General features: G+C 59.7%; 18 protein-coding genes. 4 read left to right on the top strand and 14 right to left on the bottom strand.

Annotation, left to right across the window (positions count from 1 at the left end; genetic code table 11):
• Positions 1-1,302: an ATP-binding protein gene (locus ACI77H_RS22625; RefSeq protein WP_407013932.1), complete on the top strand. Its 1,302-nt coding sequence runs from the start codon at positions 1-3 to the stop codon at positions 1,300-1,302.
• A 36-nt stretch (positions 1,303-1,338) separates the two neighbouring features.
• On the opposite strand, the gene ACI77H_RS22620 is transcribed toward ACI77H_RS22625, so the two are convergent.
• From ACI77H_RS22620 to ACI77H_RS22575, 10 genes are all read right to left on the bottom strand, one after another.
• A complete protein-coding gene (locus ACI77H_RS22620) occupies positions 1,339-2,106 on the bottom strand; it encodes an anti-sigma factor family protein (RefSeq protein ID WP_407013931.1) in 768 nt (255 codons plus the stop codon).
• Entirely contained in the window at positions 2,103-2,588 is a 486-nt protein-coding gene (locus ACI77H_RS22615; RefSeq protein ID WP_407013930.1) for an RNA polymerase sigma factor, read from the bottom strand. The genes ACI77H_RS22620 and ACI77H_RS22615 overlap by 4 nt, the downstream gene beginning before the upstream one ends.
• Before the next feature lie 58 nt (positions 2,589-2,646).
• Complete coding sequence (locus ACI77H_RS22610) at positions 2,647-3,177, bottom strand: tetratricopeptide repeat protein (protein ID WP_407013929.1); 531 nt, start codon at positions 3,175-3,177, stop codon at positions 2,647-2,649.
• Between the two features lie 31 nt (positions 3,178-3,208).
• A complete protein-coding gene (locus ACI77H_RS22605; RefSeq protein ID WP_407013928.1) occupies positions 3,209-3,358 on the bottom strand; it encodes a hypothetical protein in 150 nt (49 codons plus the stop codon).
• A 260-nt stretch (positions 3,359-3,618) separates the two neighbouring features.
• On the bottom strand, positions 3,619-4,572 hold the full coding sequence (locus ACI77H_RS22600; RefSeq protein WP_407013927.1) for a D-2-hydroxyacid dehydrogenase family protein: 954 nt from the start codon (positions 4,570-4,572) through the stop codon (positions 3,619-3,621).
• Positions 4,573-4,585: 13 nt separating this feature from the next.
• The gene (locus ACI77H_RS22595; protein ID WP_407013926.1) at positions 4,586-5,608 is read right to left on the bottom strand and encodes an alpha/beta fold hydrolase; all 1,023 of its coding nucleotides are present in this window, start codon (positions 5,606-5,608) and stop codon (positions 4,586-4,588) included.
• An 84-nt stretch (positions 5,609-5,692) separates the two neighbouring features.
• The gene (locus ACI77H_RS22590) at positions 5,693-6,127 is read right to left on the bottom strand and encodes a YqaA family protein (protein ID WP_407013925.1); all 435 of its coding nucleotides are present in this window, start codon (positions 6,125-6,127) and stop codon (positions 5,693-5,695) included.
• Positions 6,127-6,576: a DUF411 domain-containing protein gene (locus ACI77H_RS22585; RefSeq protein WP_192416250.1), complete on the bottom strand. Its 450-nt coding sequence runs from the start codon at positions 6,574-6,576 to the stop codon at positions 6,127-6,129. Before ACI77H_RS22585 ends, ACI77H_RS22590 begins: the two co-directional genes overlap by 1 nt.
• Before the next feature lie 224 nt (positions 6,577-6,800).
• Positions 6,801-8,792 carry a methyl-accepting chemotaxis protein gene (locus ACI77H_RS22580; RefSeq protein WP_407013924.1) on the bottom strand — a complete coding sequence of 664 codons (1,992 nt, stop codon included), beginning with the start codon at positions 8,790-8,792 and terminating at the stop codon, positions 6,801-6,803.
• 179 nt (positions 8,793-8,971) lie between these two features.
• Positions 8,972-9,967 carry an aldo/keto reductase gene (locus ACI77H_RS22575; RefSeq protein WP_407013923.1) on the bottom strand — a complete coding sequence of 332 codons (996 nt, stop codon included), beginning with the start codon at positions 9,965-9,967 and terminating at the stop codon, positions 8,972-8,974.
• Positions 9,968-10,085: 118 nt separating this feature from the next.
• Here ACI77H_RS22575 and ACI77H_RS22570 point away from each other — a divergent pair, with 118 nt between their 5' ends.
• A complete protein-coding gene (locus ACI77H_RS22570) occupies positions 10,086-11,009 on the top strand; it encodes a LysR family transcriptional regulator (protein WP_407013922.1) in 924 nt (307 codons plus the stop codon).
• 5 nt (positions 11,010-11,014) lie between these two features.
• On the opposite strand, the gene ACI77H_RS22565 is transcribed toward ACI77H_RS22570, so the two are convergent.
• Positions 11,015-11,155, bottom strand: a complete 141-nt coding sequence (locus ACI77H_RS22565) for a hypothetical protein (RefSeq protein ID WP_407013921.1) — start codon at positions 11,153-11,155, stop codon at positions 11,015-11,017.
• A 188-nt stretch (positions 11,156-11,343) separates the two neighbouring features.
• On the opposite strand from ACI77H_RS22565, the gene ACI77H_RS22560 reads away from it, so the two are divergent.
• A complete protein-coding gene (locus ACI77H_RS22560) occupies positions 11,344-11,532 on the top strand; it encodes a hypothetical protein (RefSeq protein WP_059405111.1) in 189 nt (62 codons plus the stop codon).
• Between the two features lie 19 nt (positions 11,533-11,551).
• On the opposite strand, the gene ACI77H_RS22555 is transcribed toward ACI77H_RS22560, so the two are convergent.
• Complete coding sequence (locus ACI77H_RS22555; RefSeq protein ID WP_407013920.1) at positions 11,552-11,923, bottom strand: fe2+ zn2+ uptake regulation protein; 372 nt, start codon at positions 11,921-11,923, stop codon at positions 11,552-11,554.
• A gap of 229 nt (positions 11,924-12,152) precedes the next feature.
• Between ACI77H_RS22555 and ACI77H_RS22550 the strand changes: the two genes are divergently transcribed.
• Positions 12,153-14,498: an acylase gene (locus ACI77H_RS22550; RefSeq protein WP_407013919.1), complete on the top strand. Its 2,346-nt coding sequence runs from the start codon at positions 12,153-12,155 to the stop codon at positions 14,496-14,498.
• Positions 14,499-14,552: 54 nt separating this feature from the next.
• On the opposite strand, the gene ACI77H_RS22545 is transcribed toward ACI77H_RS22550, so the two are convergent.
• On the bottom strand, positions 14,553-15,554 hold the full coding sequence (locus tag ACI77H_RS22545; RefSeq protein ID WP_407013918.1) for a FecR family protein: 1,002 nt from the start codon (positions 15,552-15,554) through the stop codon (positions 14,553-14,555).
• Between the two features lie 97 nt (positions 15,555-15,651).
• Positions 15,652-20,508 (bottom strand): dermonecrotic toxin domain-containing protein, encoded by a 4,857-nt coding sequence (locus tag ACI77H_RS22540; protein WP_407013917.1) that lies wholly within the window; start codon positions 20,506-20,508, stop codon positions 15,652-15,654.
• Positions 20,509-20,609: the final 101 nt, after the last annotated feature.

Below are 20,609 nucleotides of genomic sequence, written 5' to 3'. Positions count from 1 at the left end.
ATGTTCCGAATCCTCTTTCGCCTGTACCTGGTGACGATCATCTCGTACAGCGCGGCGATCTATCTGGTGCCGGACGTGGTGATCAAGGTCTTCCAGGAGCGCTTTGTCACCTACAACCTCGATTACTCACGCGGGTTGCAGTCGCTGATCGTCAAGCAGTTTCATGCCGTGCCCGAATCGCAGTGGCCGGCCTTGGCGGGCGAGTTGGACAAGGCATTCAATCCGCTGCACATCGTCCTGAGCCGCAATGACGATAACGGCTTGACCCTGGCGGAGCAGAAGCGTTTGCAGCGTGGCGAGAACGTGGTGCGCATCGGTGACTGGGGCTGGCGCACGCTGGCGGTGGCGCCGCTGAACGCGCAACTCGTCGTGCAAATGGTCGTGCCGCCGGACCCGCTGGACGTGAACTTGCTGTACTGGAGCATCAACGTGCTGATCGGCGCGACCCTGCTCGCGTGCCTGTTGCTGTGGCTGCGTCCGCACTGGCGCGACCTGGAACGGCTCAAAGGCACGGCTGAGCGCTTCGGCAAAGGTCATTTGAGCGAACGCACCCAGATCCCCACCCACTCCAACATCGGCAGTCTGGCTAACGTGTTCGACACCATGGCCGGCGATATTGAAAAACTGCTCAACCAGCAGCGGGATTTGCTCAACGCCGTTTCTCACGAATTGCGCACACCGCTGACCCGCCTGGATTTCGGCCTGGCCCTCGCGCTGTCCGATGATTTGCCCGCCTCCAGTCGGGAGCGGTTGCAAGAGCTGGTTGCACACATTCGTGAACTCGATGAGCTGGTGCTGGAGCTGCTGTCTTATAGCCGGTTGCAAAACCCGGCGCGGTTACCGGAGCAGGTTGAAGTGGCGCTGGATGAGTTTATCGACAGCATTCTTGGCAGCGTCGACGAGGAACTGGATTGCCCGGAAATCGTGATCGACGTGCTGCTTCACGGCCAGCTCGAACGCTTCACGCTCGACCCTCGGCTGACGGCCCGTGCGATTCAGAACTTGCTGCGCAACGCGATGCGCTACTGCGAGAAGCGCATTCAGATCGGGGTTCAGGTCTGTGCCAAGGGCTGTGAAATCTGGGTCGATGACGATGGAATCGGTATTCCCGATGACGAGCGCGAACGAATTTTCGAGCCGTTTTATCGACTCGATCGCAGCCGGGACCGGGCGACGGGCGGCTTTGGCCTGGGATTGGCGATCAGTCGGCGGGCGCTGGAGGCGCAGGGCGGCACACTCACCGTCGAACCGTCACCACTGGGCGGCGCGCGGTTTCGCTTATGGCTGCCAACTCCGTCCTGATGATGATCGTTCCTACGCTCGACGTGGGAACGATCATCAAGCGCTCAGCCGACTGCGCAACACCTTCGCCAGCTCTTCCAGCTCCGACGCCGGGTTGTGCCCGATCAGCATCCACGCATGTTCCATGTCTGCCCAATACACCACGTTCATCTCGTGCCGCCGCTCGCGCACGAAGTGTCGACTGCCGCTGTTTGAGCGGGTGACGCACAACGCCATGGGGCCGTGCGCCGGGTCCAGATACGTAATCTGGGCGATGGGCATGCCGTCGTATTCGAGGATTTGTGCGCGCTTGAGCTCAAGGCGCGGCAGGCGCAGTTGCCCCGGCGCCAGGTTCAACCCCAGGCGTGCGTCGATGGTGCGCAGTTGCGCTTGTTGAGTGGCTTCGTCGCTGGGCAAGTGTTCCAGAGTTTGCGGCACGTACAGCGACATGTAGTCCGCCACCAGCCCGCGCCAGTTGGATTTGTGCTGGCTCGCCTGCCAGCCAAGGAACAACCGGTCCGCCAACACGGCGCTCACCACCAGGCCGGCCGCCACCGCGAGGAACCCGCGCCGATTCACCGCGGGCCGGGCAGGCGAGGGCAGGGTGTCGAGCATCGCTTGCAGGCGGTCTACGGGTGCCTGTTGCGCCAGTTCGGCATAGGCGTCCTTGAACGGCAGGCTGCTGCGGGCCAGCCATTGCAGGCGCAGGTTGAGCGTCGAGTCTTCGGCGATGGCCGCGTCAATGCGGGTGCGCTGGTCGCTATCGAGTTGGTCGTCGAGATAAGCCACCAGTTGCTCGTCCGAAGGCATCGTGTGTTCGTTCATCGACGTTCTCCAGTGGAAGGGTTCGACACCGCGTGCAACGGCGGGTACTCGGCCAGTTTCGCCCGTGCCGCGGCCAGGCGGCTCATGACCGTGCCAATGGGCACGTCCAGGACTTCGGCGACTTCGCGGTAGGACAGGCCCTCAACGTAGGCGAGAAACACCGTTTCGCGCTGCGCTTCGGGCAGCGCATCGACGCGCCGAATCACCTGCGTTGCGAGCACGTGGGTTTGCGCGGCGTGTTCACCGTCGAACGACAAGACGTTGTCGGCATCCACCAGCCCCTGGCCCTGACGCACCCTGCGCGAGCGCACTTCGTTGAGCCAGATCGAATGCAGAATGCTCAACAGCCAGCGGTCCATGCGACTGCCGGGGACAAATTGCCCGGCACGTTCCAGCGCCCGGACGCAGGTGGCCTGCACCAGGTCTTCGGCAACATGCCGCTGTCGGGACAGCAGCAGGCCGTAACGCCATAAACGCGCCAAGTGCTGGCCCAACTCTGCCCGTATTGCCTGATCGCTGGCGATGGCGACCTCCGTCCTGTCAGGTTTTCGATGAATCGTGGATGGCTTCGGCCAGATCCTGGTACTCCTCGCAGGTGCTGCCGCAGATCGATTTTATCTGTTGCAACTGCTCCTGGGCGAGGTCCAGTCGACCCTTGACCACATACGCCTCGCCGAGGTATTCGCGGACTTGTGCATACTGCGGATCGAGTTTCACCGATTGCAGGTAATAACCGATGCCCTCGTCGGTGCGCCCCAGTTTACGTGTAGCGTAGCCGCGATAGTTGAGTGCCTTGGCAGTGTTTGGGTTTTTCAGCGTACCGAGCAATGCCAGGGCTTCCTCATAGCGCCCGTCCTTCGCCAGCCGATAGGCGTAATCAGTGCGGTCGGTATCGGGCACCAGGCTGCTGGTCTGCATCACGCATTTCTGCGACTTGGTGTCGAAGACCTGGCCTTTTGGGCAGTTGGGTTTGGCCGGTGCGTCATCTTGACCATTGGCCAATGCGAGGGAAGCGGACAACGCAAAGGCAAGCAGTAACTGGACGGTAAAAACAGCAAGACGGGTATTCATGGATGATCTCCACAGGTTTATTCGTTTTAGTTCAAACACGTTCCGGCAACAGGCGGCGCAAGGTGTTATCCCGCAGGCCGTAATGATGAACCAGTGCGATGAGCGCATGCAGCCCGGCCATAATCACGATGGCCCACGCCACTTGTTCAACCAGCACGGCGGTCAGCCAGTGCAGGCTCATCGTCAGGCGGTCGTAACGTAGCGGCGAATCGAGACTCGGGTTGTTCGCGGGCAATCCTCATGGGCGATGCAAAGTGAACACCGCAGGGTGAACATTTATTCATTTCTTGATGAAAGAAAGCGCACGTCGAGGCCTATGCTCGTCAGCATAGGCGGGGCAAGGACAGGGTGATGGCGCGATTGTGGCGGTGAGGCCAGCTGGATTTGTGGTGCGGCCAATCGCCGGCTTGCCGGCGATGAACGATGATCGATGATCGGGTATCAGCTGAGCAACCGAATCGGCGTTCCGCCTGACCAGGCTTGAATGTCCTCGATCATCTGTGAAAAGAACTGATGGTAATTCTTTTGGCTGACGTACCCGACATGCGGCGTTGCCAGCACATTCTCCAGCGTCCTGAACGGGTGATGAGCCGGCAAGGGTTCTTGCTCGAACACGTCCAGCGCTGCGCCGGCCAGTCGTTGTTTTTGCAGCGCCTTGATCAACGCCGCCTCATCGACAATCGCCCCGCGAGCCGTGTTGACCAGTAGCGCGGTGGGTTTCATCCAGCCCAGAGCCTGCGCGTCGACCAATCCACGGCTGCGGTCGCTGAGCACCAGATGCACCGACAACACGTCGGCCTGTTCGAACAGTTCCTGCTTGCTGACGTAGGTCACGCCCACTTCGGCGGCGCGTTCGGCCGTGAGGTTTTCGCTCCAGGCGATCACTCGCATGCCGAACACCTGGCCGAACTGGGCGACTCGCTGGCCAATGCTGCCCAAACCGAGAATCGCCAGGGTCTGGCCGTGCAGATCGCCACCCAGCCCTTGTTGCCATTTACCGGCGCGCAGAGCGTTGGCTTCCACGACCAGGTTGCGAGTGGCGGCCATGATCAGCGCCCAGGTCAGTTCCGGCGCGGCGTGTTTGTAACTGTCGCTGCCGCTGACCTGAATGCCGAGTGCGGCAGCCGCTTTCAGGTCGAGGGCGGCGTTGCGCATGCCGCCGGTGACCAGCAGTTTGAGTGCCGGTAGCCGGCGCAGCAGGTCCTCATCGAACCGGGTGCGCTCGCGCATCACGCAAATGACTTCAAACCCGGCCAGCCGCGCTGCCAGCGTTTCGTTATCAGCCGGGTAGTCATGGATGAAGCTCACCTGGCCGATGGCGTCCAGCGCCGACCAATCCAGCACCTGCCGCGCCACATCCTGCCAGTCATCGAGTACCGCAATCTGCACAGCCATCCGCCTTACCTCATCAATGAACGGGGTTGGTGTTATTCAGCCAGGCAAGCAGGGCCTGGTGGAATTTTGCCGGCTCTTCCATTTGTGGCGCGTGGCCCATGCCGGGGAATTCGACCAGCGTCGAGTGAGGAATCAGTTTCGCCACCTGTTTGCCAAGTACGTCGTAGTGACCGATTTTCGCTTTGACCTCCGGCGAGGCGACGTCCTTGTTGATGGCCGTGGAGTCGGAAGTGCCAATCAGCAGCAATGTCGGCACCTTCAGGTCCTTGAATTCGTAGTACACCGGTTGGGTGAAAATCATGTCGTAAATCAGCGCCGAGTTCCACGCCACCTGGCGTTTGCCTGGACCTTTGGCCATGCCTGCGTACATGTCTACCCAACGGTCGAATTCGGGTTGCCAACGACCGTCGTAATAGGTGCTGCGTTGATAGTCGTGAATGCCTTGCGCGGTCACCTTGAGCTCACGTTCGTACCATTGATCAACCGTGCGATACGGTACGCCGAGGGCTTTCCAGTCTTCGAGACCGATTGGGTTGACCAGGGCCAGTTGCTCGACTTGCTCGGGATACTGCAGCGCATAGCGGGTAGCGAGCATGCCGCCCGTGGAATGCCCTAGCAGGCTGGCTTTCTGGATGCCGAGGGCTTTGAGCAGTTGTTGGGTGTTGGCCGCCAGTTGCTGGAAGCTGTACTGATAATGGTCCGGTTTGCTGGAGGTGCAAAAACCGATCTGGTCCGGCGCGATGACCCGGTAACCGGCGTCGCTCAAGGCCTTGATTGAGGCGTCCCAGGTGGCACCGCAGAAATTCTTGCCGTGCATCAGCACGATGCTGCGCCCGTTGGCCTTGCCGTGGGCGGCGATGTCCATGTAGCCCATTTGCAGGGCCTTGCCCTGGGACTCAAAGGCGAAATGCTTGACCGTATAGGGGTACTCGAAGCCTTGCAGTTCAGGGCCATATTCCGGGCCTTCGGCAGCGATCACCGGCAGTGCGGCGGTCAGCAGCAGGCAGGGCAGCCAGCGGGAGCGTGCGAGAGGCATGGATAGACTCCAGGGGAAATCGGCGATGCTGGATCGACATGATTAGGGCGGCATTAAACACAGGCCATCGCGGCGGGTGATGGTTCAACCGATCCAGCCCAACGTCGCCACGGCCAGCACGCCGTAACGGGCGCCTTTGGCGAGCGTCACGATCAGCAGGAAGCGCCCGAGCGGTTCGCGCATGACACCGGCCACCAGGGTCAGCGGATCGCCGATGACGGGCACCCAACTCAACAACAGTGACCAATGACCGTAGCGCTGATAATGAATGCGGGCCTTGTCCAGATGACGTGGGCTGACCGGAAACCAGCGCCGGTCGCGGAACCGCTCGATACCGCGCCCCAGCCACCAGTTCAGCAGCGAGCCGAGGACATTGCCCAGCGTCGCAACGGCCAGCAGCGACCAGAGCCAATACTGCTCGCTGAGCAACAGCGCCACCAATACCGCTTCAGACTGCAACGGCAGCAGGGTCGCCGCACCGAATGCGGCGAAAAACAGCCCGATGTACGCAGCAGACATCAATGGGCGGCGGGGTAGTCCGCCACCACTACGTCAGTGCCGTCCTTTTTCAGGCCGATCACCTGATAGGCGTCGCTCATGCCGTCCATTTCCATGCCGGGCGAACCCATCGGCATCCCGGGCGCGGCCACCCCCAGCAGGTCGTCACGCTTGCTCAAGGCCAGCACCTGATCGGCCGGGACATGACCTTCGACGAATTTGCCATTGATCAAACCGGTGTGGCAGGACGCCAAACGCGGCGGCACGCCGTGCTGTTGCTTGAATTCGCTCATGTTGGCTTCGACGTGATCCTCGACCTTGAAGCCATTGGCCTCCAGGTGGCTGATCCATTTTTTGCAGCAGCCGCAGTTGGCGTCGCGGTGGACTTCGATGGGGATCAGGTCGGCGGCCTGGGCCAGGGAAGAAATGAACAGGGCGCTCAGGGCGACCAGACGCAGGTGGGTTCGCATGGAGGGATCTCGACTCGGATGGCGATCAAAAAAAGAGGCATTTTGACTACTTTAGCCGGTAAAGAGCGGCGAGATTGTTTCGAATTAATGCGGGGATAGGCACAGAACCTGTGGGAGCGGGCTTGCTCGCGAAAGGGGTGTGTCAAACAACATTATTGCTGACTGACACACCGCTTTCCCGAGCAAGCCCGCTCCCACAGGTTTTTGCGCTTGCCTTCAGTTGTTTAGCGGACTTTGAAGCGCCCCATGATCGCGCTGACGCGTGAGTTGGCTTCCAGCAACTGCCGGGTATTGAGCTCACTGGCCTGACCGCTTTTCACCAGTTCATCCACCATGTGGCGGATCTGCACCATGCTGCGGTTGATCTCCTCGGTTACCGCACTTTGTTGTTCGGCGGCGGTGGCGATCTGGGTGCTGAGGCTGTTGATGTGGCTGACGGAGCCGGCCATTTCGTCCAGCCCGGTGTTGACCCGCGCCGTGGCGTCGGCCGCTGACTGGCAACTGGCCTGGGTGTTTTCCATGGCGCTGACCGACGAACTGACGCCTTGGGTCAGGCGCGTGAGCATCTCGTTGATTTCCGAGGTGCTGGCCTGGGTGCGGGCGGCGAGGGCGCGCACTTCGTCGGCCACCACTGCAAAGCCACGACCTTGCTCACCGGCACGCGCCGCTTCAATGGCCGCGTTAAGGGCCAGCAGGTTGGTTTGCCCGGCGATGGCGCCGATCACCCCGAGGATCTCGGTGATGCGCTGGGCGTCCTGTTGCATGCTTTCGACTTTATGGGTAGCGCTGGCCACTTCGTCGATCAACGCAATCACACTGCTGGACGCTTCACCCACCACGACCCGCGAACGGTCGGCGTTTTCGTTGGCGCGTTTTGTGAAAGCGGCGGTTTCGGCGGCGTTCTGCGCCACGCTTTCGGCGGTCGAACTCATTTCGGTAATAGCGGTGACCGTCTGATCGGTTTCCGAGGCGTGGCGCACCAGAATCTGACTGGTGTGGGCAGAGGTGCGCTGCAGGTTATCCAGGCCGGACGCCATGGCGCCGGTGGCCTGGGTGACTTCGCCGATCATGTTTTGCAGGTAAACGATGAAGGCGTTGACCGAGTGGCCGATAGCGCCCAGTTCGTCTTCGGCGCGAATGGTGATGCGCTTGGTCAGGTCGGCGTCACCGGCGGACAGTGCGTCGATATTGGCCTTCAGGGCTTTCATGCGCTGGATCAGTTGGCGGATCGCATAGATTTGCAGCAGCACCAGCAGGATCACCATCGGGATTTGCAGCAGGCTCAGGTTGCTGAGCACGTCGTCGCGCTGCGCGGTGATCAGCCTGGTCGGCAGGGCGGTGGCGAGGAACCACGGTGTGCCTTCGATGGGGCGCATGAAGAAGGTGTTGGCTTCGCCGTTGTTGTCGAACTCGACGCGCTGCGCCTGATCACGGTTTTGCAGGCCGGCCTTCACTTGGCTGGCGAACGGTGAGTTGCCGGCCAGTTCGCTGATGTTCTTCAGCACGATCGGTCCGCTGATGCGCGAGCTGTTGCTGATGATCTTGCCGTCGGCTTCGACGATCAGCATTTCGGCGCCGAGGTCTTTTTCCTTGCGCGCCACCAGGTCGTTGAAGAAACCCAGGGTCACGTCGATGGTCGAGACACCGTACGCCGCGCCGTTTTTCTGGATGGCCATGGCGCAGTTGGTGCGCGGCTCGGCGCTGGCGTCATCTTTATAGGCTGCGGCCCAGGCGCATTGCCCGCGTGGGGTTTGCATGCCGCCCTTGTACCAGGTCTGGTCGTAATAATTGGGCGCGGCGTCGCTGTTCCAGAAGGTATTGACCGCCAGTTTGCCCGAGGCATCGCGATGCCAGAACGTACTGAATTTGTTGCGCCCGGCCTCACGCTGGCCGGGCAGGGGCCAGATGCCGCCACCGAAGACTTTCAGTTCGCCGTACTGATCGACCAGGCCCGGCAGGACTGTGTCGATGGCGGCGCTGTCGAGCAGAGGGATGGTCTGGGTGATGCTGCGCTGTTGCGCCTGAACCTTGTTCAGTTCGCCCTGGATTTGTTCGGCGACTTCGGCGATGCGATTGAGTGCGACTTGTTCTTCGGTGTGGCGCAGCTTTGGCGCGACCAGTTGACTGATGCCAACCACGGTGAGAATGGACAGCAGAAGAATGAACAGGACCAGAAACAACGTGTAGCGAGCCTGAATAGTGCGGAATGCGGGCATGGAGCCGGGTCCTTTTTGGCAGCGATCTTATTGTGGGTATCGGTATGAAATTCGGCGCTTCAAAGGGCTATCGGCTGGCTCGGGTCGAGCTTTAGGTACGTTCGTACAAGAACGGCGGGAGGTGACGGACGGCTCGATTGCGCTGGCCCGTCCAGGCAATTGAACGGGCCAGACGCTGGTTAACGGTCGAGCAACTTCAGGATTTCTTCCGGGTAGCGCAAGCCGGCAGGGGCATTCGCCGGGAAGATCGCTTCCAGCGCCTGCAACGCTTCGCGGCTAAGTTTTACCTCCAGCGCTGCCACGTTTTCTTCCAGGTATTTACGCTGTTTGGTCCCGGGGATCGGGATCACGTAATCACCCTGGGCCAGCACCCATGCCAACGCGAGTTGACCCGCGGTCACGCCTTTCTCTGCCGCCAGATCCTGTACTTGCTGCACCAGCAACAGATTTTTCGCGAAGTTGTCACCCTGAAAACGCGGGCTGAACCGACGGTAGTCGTCCGCCGCAAAATCGTCCGGGCTTTGCAGTGCACCGGTCAGAAAACCCCGCCCCAATGGGCTGTAAGGGACAAAGGCAATGCCCAGCCGCTGGCACGCGGCCAGGCAGCCATTGTCTTCCTGATCCCGGCTCCATAACGAGTATTCACTTTGTAGCGCGCTGATCGGATGAACCTGATGCGCCCGCTCCAGCGTTGCCGCCGAGGCTTCGCTCAAGCCCAGGTAACGCACCTTGCCGGCCTTGACCAGTTCGGCCATGGCGCCGACGGTTTCCTCGATGGCCACTTGTGGGTCGACACGGTGCTGGTAGTACAAGTCCAGGGTTTCGACGCCGAGTCGTTTGAGGGTGCCGTCGATAGAGGCGCGGATGTATTCCGGACGTCCGTCGACCCCACGCGCGGTCGGGTTCGCCGGATCGCGGACGATGCCGAACTTGCTCGCCAGGAACACTTGATCGCGCTTGCCGGCGATGGCTTTGCCGATCAGTTCTTCGTTGGTGCGCGGGCCGTACATGTCGGCAGTGTCGAGCAGGTTGATGCCCAGCTCCAGCGCACGATGCAGGGCGGCCGTGGCTTCGCGGGTGTCGGTGTCGGTGGTGTAGAAATCGGACATGCCCATACAGCCCAGACCGATCGCGCTGACCTGCGGACCGTTCTTACCCAATTGACGTGTTTGCATGAAATCAGCTCCCTGTGAATGTGAATCCCATTGTTAACCTCGACAGAATCCAGATAAACCGGATAAAACTGCTATCACTATTAGTAATTTCTAAATAATCAGTCGGTACGAGAGCCCAATGGATCGATTCAACGCCATGCGCGTATTCACCCGGATCGTCGAGCTGGGGGGCTTTGCCAAAGCGGCAGACAGCCTGCAATTGCCCCGTGCCTCGGTGACTATTCTGATCAAACAGCTGGAGGCGCATCTGGGCGTGCAGTTGCTGCAACGCACCACCCGGCAAATCAGCCTGACACTCGACGGCGCGGCCTACTACCCGCGTTGCGTGCGTTTGCTGGCGGATCTTGAGGAAACCGAAGCGGTGTTCTCCGCGGCGCGCCACAATCCCAAGGGTTTGTTGCGCGTGGACATGCCGGCGGGGGTGGGGCGCCTGATCGTGATTCCGGCATTGCCGCAGTTCACCGCGCGCTATCCGTTGATCGAGCTGGAAATCGGTTTGAATGACCGGCCGGTGGACCTGATTCGAGAGGGTGTCGATTGCGTGTTGCGCGGCGGTGCGTCTCTCGATGATTCACTGGTGGCGCGGCCGCTGGTCATGCTGGACCAGGTCACTTGCGCCAGCCCGGATTACTTGCAGCGTCATGGCACGCCACACGGTTTGGCCGACCTGAGGGGGCATCAAATGGTGGAGTATGTCGCCAGCAACGGTAAACGCTACGGGCTGGAATTTGTCGTTGATGGCCAACTGCAACCGGTCAATCTGTCCAAGCATGTCTCGGTCAACAGTGCCGATGGTTATCTGGCGGCATGCGAGGCCGGGTATGGGCTGGTGCAGGTGCCGTACTATCACGTGGCCCGGCGGTTGAAGGAGGGAAGTCTGGTCGAGGTGCTGAGGGAAGTGCCGCCACCGGTCATGCCGCTGACGGCGCTTTATCCTCCTCACCGTCAGTTGTCACGGCGGGTACGGGTATTCGTTGACTGGATGATCGAGCTTTGCGCGCAACCGGGAAACGAGTTTTTCAGGGAACCGTCAGCGCGCTAAAAACCTCAGCGATGCTGGTAGTAACCCGGCCCTCCACGATTGTCGTAATGGTGGCCGCCGTGCCATCCGCCGTGGGGGAAAATAATGCAGCCGCTCAGGGAAAGGATGGCCAGCAGGGGAATCAGCAGTGTGATTCGACGGAACATTTCAAAATCCTCATGGTTATCGCCGCTATGAAGCCAAAAGGCTTCATCGGCTGTAACATGAGACCCCGTTTGCAGCGCCCCATCCCCGGAAAACGGTAGTGGCTTGGCATGCATTCGGATACAAACCGGATACATCTTTAAGGTTCGCGTTCGCTTACGTTTAAGCTTTTTGTTTAAGGAAAAGGGCCATGACCCAGTCGCAACGTTTGAAATACTCGATTCTGATTTCCCTGGTGGTGCTGGGAATCATGTTTGGCCTTTCGTATTTGCAGAATACCGGCGTCATCAGCGAAAAACTGTTCCAGTACATCGCCATTGGCGTGGCGGTGATCGTGGTGGTGGTCAATGGCGTGATGCGTCGCAAGGTCAAGCCCTGAGCGACGCGCCAGGGTCAGGTTATTCGCCGTGCAATGCGGCGAAGGCCTGCGGGTGCAAGCTGTAGCTTTTGTCCGGGTTCAGGGTGATCACGCCTTCGCTGCACAAGCGTTTCAACACTTCGCGCACACTGAGAAAGGACAGCGGAATATCCAGGTCCAGCAGGTGGCTGTGGAAGCCGCGCACACCCAGGCTGCGATCGCTTTCGGCGGCGGTCAGCAAGGCGTCGATGACTTTGAGGCGAATCAGGCTGGTGCGCAGGCCGAAGCTCTTGAGCAGAACCCGAATCCGTTCGTTGCCGTGACGTTCGGTTCGCTGATTGAACAGGCCCGAGCCCATAGAGGAGCCCATTGGCGCAGTGCTACCGTCCGTTGGCAGTTGCGAGTTGTACATGCAAAATCTCCTTTTCAGAGCCTGAACCGGATAGAAATGTGTTGGGTGCTCTTACTCAGTAAGACGTACGAGCCCCACAAATCATGAAGGCTCGGATGTAGAAATTTTGTCGCCATCACGTCACAAGCGTGTAAATCCCCGCAGAAACGCCCTCCAACGCGCTAAATTTTTCTCATTAATTTCGTTCCTACATGACGGCAGCACCCTGCCTATTGGATCAGGAGCGAGTGTGATTATTACCAGGCAGTTAACCCGATTGAGCCTTGCCGCCGTGTTGGTGGGCGTGAGTCTTGCGGCAAACGCGCGCAGTCAGCCGGAATCGGCGACGGCCGATATCCGCCGGACCAGCTTCGGCGTGCCGCATATCCGCGCCGACAACGAACGTGGCCTCGGCTATGGCATTGGCTACGCCTACGCCCAGGATAATCTGTGCCTGTTGGCCAATGAAATCACCACGGTGAACGGCGAACGTTCACGCTATTTCGGCCCGGAGCAGTTCACGGTCGAAGACCGCGAAAACCAGGTCAGCGACGTGTTTTTCAGTTGGCTCAATACGCCGCAAGCCGTCGCCGCTTTCTGGCAGGCGCAAACCCCGGAAGTCCGCGACCTCATCGAGGGTTACGTGGCGGGGTACAACCGTTCGCTGACAGAACGTCGCACGCAAGGTTTGCCGCAGCAATGCCAGGGCGACTGGGTGCGCGAGATTACTGCACAGGACCTGGTCAAGTTGACCCGGCGCCTGCTGGTCGAAGGCGGCGTCGGGCAGTTTGCCGAAGCACTGGCCGGTGCCACGCCGCCCAAAGCCGTCGCGCAAAACACAGCGGCCTCGACGCAGTTCCAGATGGCCGCTGCGCGCATTCAACGCTTCGCGCTGGATCGCGGCAGCAACGCGGTCGCGGTGGGCAGTGAGCGCTCGTTCAATGGCCGTGGCATGTTGCTGGCCAACCCGCATTTCCCGTGGGTCGGCGGGATGCGCTTCTATCAGATGCACCTGACCATCCCCGGCAAACTCGATGTGATGGGCGCCGCGCTGCCGGGACTGCCGATGATCAACATTGGCTTCAATCAGCACCTGGCCTGGACCCACACCGTGGACTCGTCCAAGCATTTCACCCTGTATCGCCTGCAACTCGATCCGCAGGATTCGACCCGCTATCTGCTCGACGGCAAGTCACTGCCGATGAAGCAGCAGATTGTGACCGTGAAGGTGAAACAACCTGACGGGCAGACCCGCGAGGTCGCTCATGTGGTCTACAGTTCGCCGTTCGGCCCGGTTGTGCAATGGCCGGGAAAACTGGACTGGGATAACCAGTTTGCCTACAGCCTGCGTGACGCCAACCTGGACAACGACCGGGTCTTGCAGCAGTGGTACGCGATGAATCGTGCAGTCAGCCTCAAGGACCTGCAGGCATCGGTTCACAACATCCAGGGCATCCCGTGGGTCAACACCCTGGCGGCGGACGATCAGGGGCAGACGCTGTACATGAACCTGTCGGTGGTGCCGAACGTCAGTGCCGCCAAACTGGCCGCGTGCAGCGATCCACGGATCGGATTGGAGCTGATCGTACTCGACGGTTCCAACAGCGCCTGTGCCTGGGACATCGACCCGAAGGCGGCGCAAAAAGGCATTTATGCGGCGGACAAATTACCGCAGTTATTGCGCAAGGATTTTGTGCAGCACTCCAACGATTCGGCGTGGATGGTCAACCCGGCACAACCGCTCACCGGTTTTTCGCCCCTGATCAGCCAGGATGGCCAACCACTGGGCCTGCGCTCACGCTTTGCTCTGGAGCGTCTGGGCACATTGAGCAAGGCCGGCCCGATTGCCGCAGCTGATCTGCAACGGATGGTGATGGACGATCAGGTCTACCAGGCGACTCAAGTGATGCCGGACCTGCTGCAATTCTGCGCGGCGGACCTTGGGACCGACGCGCCAACGCTCATGCCGCTGTGTGCCATTCTGAAGGCCTGGGATCGCAACGCGAATCTGGACAGCGGTTTGGGATTTGTCCATTTCCAGAACGTCATTGAAGCGCTTCAGGAAACGCCTGATGTCTGGCGTGTGGTGTTCGATCCGAAAGACCCGCAACACACACCGCGCGGCCTGGCGGTCGATCGCCCGGAAGTCGCCAAGGCGGTGCGCGAGGCGATGCTGGCGTCGGTGGCTTCGGTCAATACGTCGGGGCTCAAGACGGACAGCCGCTGGGGCGATATCCAGGTGGTCAGTAGCGGTGGTCAGCAGACGCCGATTCACGGCGGGCCAGGCACGCTGGGCGTGTACAACGCGATTCAGAGCGTGCCGAGAAGCGACGGAAAACGCGAAGTGGTCAGTGGCACCAGTTATTTGCAACTGGTGACCTTCGACGACAAGGGACCTCAGGCCAAAGGGCTGCTGGCGTTCTCGTTGTCCAGCGACCCGGCCTCGAAGCACGCCAACGATCAGACGCTGGCCTTCTCGAAGAAGCAACTGAGCGTGTTGCCATTCACCGAACAGCAGATCACTTCGGACCCGCAGTACCAGGCACAGACGATTCGCGAGCAGGACGAAAAAGCCGCGAAGGTGGCCAAACAGTAATTTGAACAGTTTTGAGCGCTGAAAAGCAGGCCGCACCCGCAAGGGTTGCGGTCTTCAGCTTTTTGGCGGTTGCTGCGGCATGGAGTTGAGGACCGGATTGCCGTCCTTGTTACGGGTCAGGTAGACCGGCAACACCTTGGGCAGCGTCGCCACCAGGTTGTGGAGTTCCTTGATGTTGTAGATGCCACCGAGGCGGATCGAGCCGGTGCTGCTGTCGGCGACCATCACCGGGGTGTTCAGGTAACGATTGATCAATGGCAGGGCTTCGGACAGCGCCAGGTTATCGAGCACCAGTTTGCCGTGACGCCAGGCCAGCGAGCTGTCGTTGGCGTAGGTCTGGCTGATTTGTGGTGTGAAGTCGCCTTGTTTGTAGCGAGCCTGCATCGATGGCTCAAGCCGCAGGCCATCACCCGGCAAGTCATTGTTGCTACTGACCAGTACCGAGCCTTCAATCAGATTGACGCGCACCTGATCCTCGTACATCCAGACATTGAACTGGGTGCCGGTGACCCGAATTCTGCCGTCCGCCGCCCGGACGATAAACGGGTGGTTCGTGTCGTGACTGACGTTGAAGAAGGCTTCGCCTTTTTCCAGCCTGACGCGCCGCTGATCCTTGTAATTGCTGTAGGTCAGCTCGGTGCCAAGGTTCAGTTCGACCTGACTGCCATCGCTCAGTGTGACCTGACGGACCGTATCGCCGGCTTCGAAATGCTGGTACGAGTTGGGAATCCAGCCCAGGTTCCAACCGCTATAAGCCGCCAGTGGCAACGCCAGTGCACACACGGCGGCAGCGATGCCGAACGTGCGCCAAGGCGTTGCCGGTCGGAGACGAGCGACGGGCATGACGGCTTCGGGGCGAGGCAAATCTCCCGCTACATCCCAGATCTCCAGCATGGCCTCGTACTCGAACGCATGCAGCGGATCGGCGTCAAGCCACTGTTCGAATGCTTGCCGTTCCTCGGCTGTGCAGTCGGTGGCGTGCAGACGCATGCACCAGTGCGCAGCGGCATCGGTGATGGCGTCATATTGGGCTTGGGAGAGAGGGCTGTCGGTCATTGACTCATCCTGATTTCCCGCATTCTAACCTTGAGGGCAGTCTGCGAGAACAGCCGTCATGGCATTTACCCATCAAACGGCTGTTTATTTTGTTGAATCAAGGTGTATTGACGTGTAACTGCCGTCCGAGATGACTGATTAACCAGGCCACGCTGTCGGCATTGCCGAGTTGTACCGCCAGGCGGGTCAGGGAACTTTTTTTAAAGTTTTCGCGGGCACCACTCAGGTTTTCTGCGGCGGTCAATGTCAGAAGATGCTCTTTCACCCGATCAGTATTTTCATAAGTAGTACTTCCGGGGTCTTCCCACTCGCCGGTGTCGGGATCCTGGGTCATGAACAGCTGTGTGTAAGGGGTCTTGATCGACAATGCGATGTCCTGAACGTGGGTCAATGCAGTCTTGAGATTAGTGGCGGTCATGCTGGCCGTGCCTATCAGGTCGGCGAAGGGCCTGCCAGGGTCCAGATAGGCAATGTCCTCAGTTTTACAGGCAATGTGCGAAAGCTCATGCAACAGGGTCATCGCGCGGGCATGTGTGTTGATCGGGAAGGTCTTGTCGCAAAGGTGTTCCCGGTAGTGCTCGTAACCGGGAGTGAAGAATCTTTCTGCCAGATAGATCTTCTTCTTGGCGTCCTTCGGGATGACAAAGGCGAATGTAACGTCTGCGCCTTCGATTACCGTGCCGACGACAAATCGATCGGACTTGCTCTTTCTGAGCGTTGGGTCCAACAACGCGCTAAACATGTCGGCCACGACTTTTTCCAGCTTATCGACATGCGTGGGCAGTACCTCTGGCGTATCCATGAAACGCTTGATGAGCTGATGAACGGGGGTCTCGGTGTTTGCGGATGTCTTCAGCAATTGCAGGTTTCGAAAGCTGTTCCAGGCATAGGTCGTTGCCAGGTCCAGCGCTTCGTCGATCTGACGAGCCTTTTGCGGAAAAAACCGTCGTATCTGCGGCATTCCACGGGCGTCAATGTTCATGCCCTTCCAGGCAGCTACCGCCGCATCCAGCCGATCCATGAGACCGAACTGCGGCGTCGGGGTATTCCGGTCGAGCACCCATTGCTTCGATACGTTTTGCCGCAGATAAGGGCCGAGCGTCTGTGTATCGGCGATGCGCCAGCGGCTGCCGCGTTTTGTCACCGCAAACACTTTGCCTTCAACCGGCCCGTAGAGCTGTTTCGTCGTCGGATGCGCGTAGAGCCCGGACGTTGAGTCGGGCTTCAGCGAGTTCAGGTCGACATGCAGGCTTTCATGCCGCTTCAAACCTGTGCGCTCGGGGGCGGTGACGTTGATGTCCTGCCATTGGCAGCGGGCATCGGGGGGTGCGGGTGCCGGTGCGGCTGGCGTAGAAGTCGATGGCGCGTGGCTGTCCAACGATTGGCGCAATGAAGCGAGTTGTGCAATCCCGCTGATGAATTCCCTGATCGCCGCACCCCATTTGTGCGTCTGCAGGTCTTCGGCGGATTGCTTGATGTCCCGATAACTGTTCCACACCGTGACGGGGTAGGCGAGTTTGCCCATAAAAAACGAATACGCCTCGTGCAGGTCTTCGCCCAGTACGTGCTTGATGGTTGCCCACGCACTCTGCTTTTTGTCATCGGACTGACAACCGAGCAACTGGCCGAGCAACGCGGCATTGTCATGGAACAGGTGCCCGAACAGGTGCCCCTTGATGGGATTGGACGCCAGTGTGACCCCGGCATCGGTATTGCCTGCGGTTTCCGACGTGGCTCTTGCTACCCGGTTAGTGCGCGTCGCCATCCGGGTTTCCAGCAATATCCGGTCAGGATTCTCCAGGGTCATCAGGACCCAATCGAGCAGTGTGCCGCGCGTCTTCAGTTCTGCCAGCAGCTGTGTTTCGCTGGCGTATTCTTTTATCCCGTGCCTGGGACTGTGAGGTGCGAGCAGCACCTGCGGCGCTGTGCTATCGGCCGATGAGCCGATCAGATAGACGCCGGGTACTTTGACTGTTTGTCCGCTCCTGACGCCGAGGAACTCCAGGGGCCGAATGATTGCGTGGGCACCTTCGACTGCCGCCCGGGCGATGGCATCGGGCATGTCCATGACCTGGCGGATCAGATCAAACCCGGTTTCGCTCAGGCGCTCCTGGAGTTTTTCCGCGTGGGCGTGGTGCATCACCTGCCAGGGCAATTGTGTGTAAAAACGCGTCCTGCGATCCGCGTTCGCCGGGGAGTCTGCCAAGGCGTTGCTGACTATTTTCTGCTGGTGCTCACCCGGCTTCAGGTTGCGTATCAGGTCCTTGATGTAGCGTTCGTCCATGTCCTCTGGAATGACCGTGTTGTCCAGGGACGTCAGTTTGAGAAAGACGACGTCCAGGTCCTTGAGGTGAGTCAAGGCAAAGTCGGTCAGGGTTTGGCGGCTGGACGCAGACCTCGGGCTCGCGCTGATTTCGACCTGGACCTGGTCCGGATCAATGTCGAAGTCGTCTGCCTTGAGTTGTTTTTCCAGTTCATGGTGGGCGGTGCGCTGCAATGAGCGGATACCGGTGAGGTAATCCTGGTCGTCTTTGACGTTGTGAAGGTATTGCTGAAGCAGTTCGCCATGCAGAATCAGGTCTTTGATCGGCGCCTTGGCCAGCCAGGCCGGGAGTTTTTGCTGGGTGGTCAGGGACTCGGCAATATCGGTCGCACGGCGCAGCCCGGTCATCGGTTCGCGCAGGGCCACCAGATTCAGCAGGCTGGCCAGCGGTGCGGGGGAGAGCGGGGTGGCCAACGCTTGGGTGACACAGGTCTGGTCCAGATCGACAAAGGGCTTTTGCAAGTAATCGAGAAAATGCCCATGGACCCGTTGCAGTGGCGCCAGCGTGTAAGCCTTGCCTGGCGACCGCTCGCTCCGGCCGAGGTTTTCCAGAAGGGTTAAGCGATGATTCTCATCCTTGAGGCGTCGCTCGAGTTCGTCCAGTAGAGGCGTCAGTGCGTTGAAGGCTTCAAATCCCAGTGCAGGCGTCCACAAAACGGCCTTGCCCGAGTGCACCGGATCCAGGCCGCCCCGTTCAGTGAGGACAAAACAACTGGCCAGTTTCAGAGGGGTTGCCGTGGTGCCGGCCTTCAACGCCAGGGAAAAGACCTCCGGTAAAAAACCGTTCAATGCCGCTCGTTGCAGGTGTATCGGAGTATCGAGCACGGTTTTGATGATCGCCTGTTCCGTCGCACCCAAGGTGCGCGAGACGGCACGAAGCTTCAATTCACTGCGCAGTGCCGTTGACAGGGTATGGGTAAAACTCGACTGCAAACCTGCCAGCGATAAGTTGACGAGACTTTGCGCGTCAGTGAACGTGCGGGTCTTGGGCGCAATGGCCGGGTGTTTTTCAATGCGTTGATCAAGTGCCTGTTCAACCGAGTTCAGCAGCGACAGCTCGTGTTTTGCCAACTCGGCGCGAACGGTGGCCGGTTGGGCGTTCACGCGGCGGTCCGGGCGCGTGCTCCAGCGACCTGCGACATCAGCCAGAAGCAGGCGGTGATCGATCAATCCCCGGATGTCCAGGGCACTGTCGAGCAAGGCGTGAGGGTCCAGCGTGCCTTCGCTTTCACGGTAGCGGCTCAAGGCGTGGCTGAGGTTATGCCGTTGTTTTTCGACGATGTCGGCCATCACGCGTTCGAACACCGAGCCGATGACCGGCTCTCCCACGACCACCTGATCGTCCGGTTCCAGCCCAAGAAAAGTGCCGCGTTCGTCCAGCGACATGAAATTGAGCAGCGTGTCTTCATGTCCCTCGCTTTTGAGCATTTGCAGCACGATTTTTTTCACCGCTGGCAGATTACTGGTGGCCTCGATGCCTCTGGACGGGCTGTACAGAAAACTCAGGGTGCTGGTGCCGCCGATCATCAGGGTCGAGGCAAGCTCGGCGAAATGTTTGAACGGCGCGGTGACCCGCACTTTGTCGATGCGAAGGGGATTGTCTGGGGCAGGGGCGAGGCTGACGTTCATCAGTTGCAGATATTCCTGCGTCGTTAAAGTGCCCTGCTGGCGTTGATGTAAAAGCCGCGTGTGAAACGTGTCGCGTATGCCGTCGGTGAAAAAATTCAGGCGCGACAGGCCATTGCTCATGGGCGTGTTCCAGAACGTCTCAAGCAGGCTTTGCAGGTGAGGCGTAAAACTCTGCGCGATCTCCTTTACGGCGCTTTCCCAAGTCAGATTGTCAGCATCGCTGCTGCTGATGTGCTCGGGATGGGCAAACAGCCTGGCTCCGCCCGTCGGCCAATGGTTCGTCAGGTAAAAATGCAGGAGGGCCTCGCTCAGTGACATCGAGGACATCGTATGGGCCGTTTCGGGGGCATCGAACGCGGAACCCGTGCTGACAAAACTCTTCAGCCGAGTCAGACGCTGGTCCAGTTTGGGAAACGGTTTGAGCAACGCGTGCTTGAGAGTGTCGTCGAGCATCGATTGCAAGGTGGGCATCTTGACCAGCTCGTCCGCCATCGCCTGGATGTTTTTTTCTTGCTGTTGCTTGAGGACGAGTTCCTGGTCTTCGAACACCGCACCTTCAATATCGGTGGTGGAGATGTCGAGGGCAGTGGCGGCGGCCAGGGGCAGGCGTTGTTCGATGGAGATGAAACGCAACAGTTCACGTTTTGCGCTGGCCTGCGCCAACCACTCCTTGAGTTTGCTTTTGAGGTCGTCCATGTCAGCGAATTTGATCAAACCCTTCCACGGTGTGTAGAGCGTGACCTCGCCATCGTTGGGTCGACTCATGACAAAAGCGCCGGCCAACGGGATGCCGGCCTTGCCCGGCAAAGACAACAGCAACCGGTAGGCCTGCATCGGTTTGACATGGGTTTTGCGGGCGGCCTGAGTCGGTAGATAAGCGGCCTTCAGCCAGTTCAGATCGTCCAGGGTAAGTCTCAGCGCATTTTCTCGTTCGCCGGGTTGCCTGACCGCAGATGCGCGTTCCGCTTCGTCAAAAAAATACGGCAGTGCAGGTGTTGTCATGATGTTTCCTCGAAGGGCTGCGACGGTGTTCAGCGCCGGTCGTTGGGTCGAGGGGCAACAATAGGGGGCGGGAAAAGGCGGGGTGCGGTACATATTGCTTG

It is taken from the genome of Pseudomonas sp. O230 (genome assembly GCF_045447035.1).
In the GTDB taxonomy this organism is placed as follows: Bacteria; Pseudomonadota; Gammaproteobacteria; order Pseudomonadales; family Pseudomonadaceae; genus Aquipseudomonas.
The sequence above is the reverse complement of the archived record's forward strand: the minus strand, read 5'-3'. Positions and strand labels throughout refer to the sequence as shown.

Bases quoted from the DNA above. Each gene is read 5' to 3' on its own strand.
- ACI77H_RS22625 (WP_407013932.1), top strand. From the start codon at position 1: ATGTTCCGAATCCTCTTTCGCCTGTACCTGGTGACGATCATCTCGTAC.
- ACI77H_RS22620 (WP_407013931.1), bottom strand. From the start codon at position 2,106: ATGAACGAACACACGATGCCTTCGGACGAGCAACTGGTGGCTTATCTC.
- ACI77H_RS22610 (WP_407013929.1), bottom strand. From the start codon at position 3,177: ATGAATACCCGTCTTGCTGTTTTTACCGTCCAGTTACTGCTTGCCTTT.
- ACI77H_RS22605 (WP_407013928.1), bottom strand. From the start codon at position 3,358: ATGAGCCTGCACTGGCTGACCGCCGTGCTGGTTGAACAAGTGGCGTGG.
- ACI77H_RS22600 (WP_407013927.1), bottom strand. From the start codon at position 4,572: ATGGCTGTGCAGATTGCGGTACTCGATGACTGGCAGGATGTGGCGCGG.
- ACI77H_RS22595 (WP_407013926.1), bottom strand. From the start codon at position 5,608: ATGCCTCTCGCACGCTCCCGCTGGCTGCCCTGCCTGCTGCTGACCGCC.
- ACI77H_RS22590 (WP_407013925.1), bottom strand. From the start codon at position 6,127: ATGTCTGCTGCGTACATCGGGCTGTTTTTCGCCGCATTCGGTGCGGCG.
- ACI77H_RS22585 (WP_192416250.1), bottom strand. From the start codon at position 6,576: ATGCGAACCCACCTGCGTCTGGTCGCCCTGAGCGCCCTGTTCATTTCT.
- ACI77H_RS22580 (WP_407013924.1), bottom strand. From the start codon at position 8,792: ATGCCCGCATTCCGCACTATTCAGGCTCGCTACACGTTGTTTCTGGTC.
- ACI77H_RS22575 (WP_407013923.1), bottom strand. From the start codon at position 9,967: ATGCAAACACGTCAATTGGGTAAGAACGGTCCGCAGGTCAGCGCGATC.
- ACI77H_RS22570 (WP_407013922.1), top strand. From the start codon at position 10,086: ATGGATCGATTCAACGCCATGCGCGTATTCACCCGGATCGTCGAGCTG.
- ACI77H_RS22565 (WP_407013921.1), bottom strand. From the start codon at position 11,155: ATGTTCCGTCGAATCACACTGCTGATTCCCCTGCTGGCCATCCTTTCC.
- ACI77H_RS22560 (WP_059405111.1), top strand. From the start codon at position 11,344: ATGACCCAGTCGCAACGTTTGAAATACTCGATTCTGATTTCCCTGGTG.
- ACI77H_RS22555 (WP_407013920.1), bottom strand. From the start codon at position 11,923: ATGTACAACTCGCAACTGCCAACGGACGGTAGCACTGCGCCAATGGGC.
- ACI77H_RS22545 (WP_407013918.1), bottom strand. From the start codon at position 15,554: ATGACCGACAGCCCTCTCTCCCAAGCCCAATATGACGCCATCACCGAT.
- ACI77H_RS22540 (WP_407013917.1), bottom strand. From the start codon at position 20,508: ATGACAACACCTGCACTGCCGTATTTTTTTGACGAAGCGGAACGCGCA.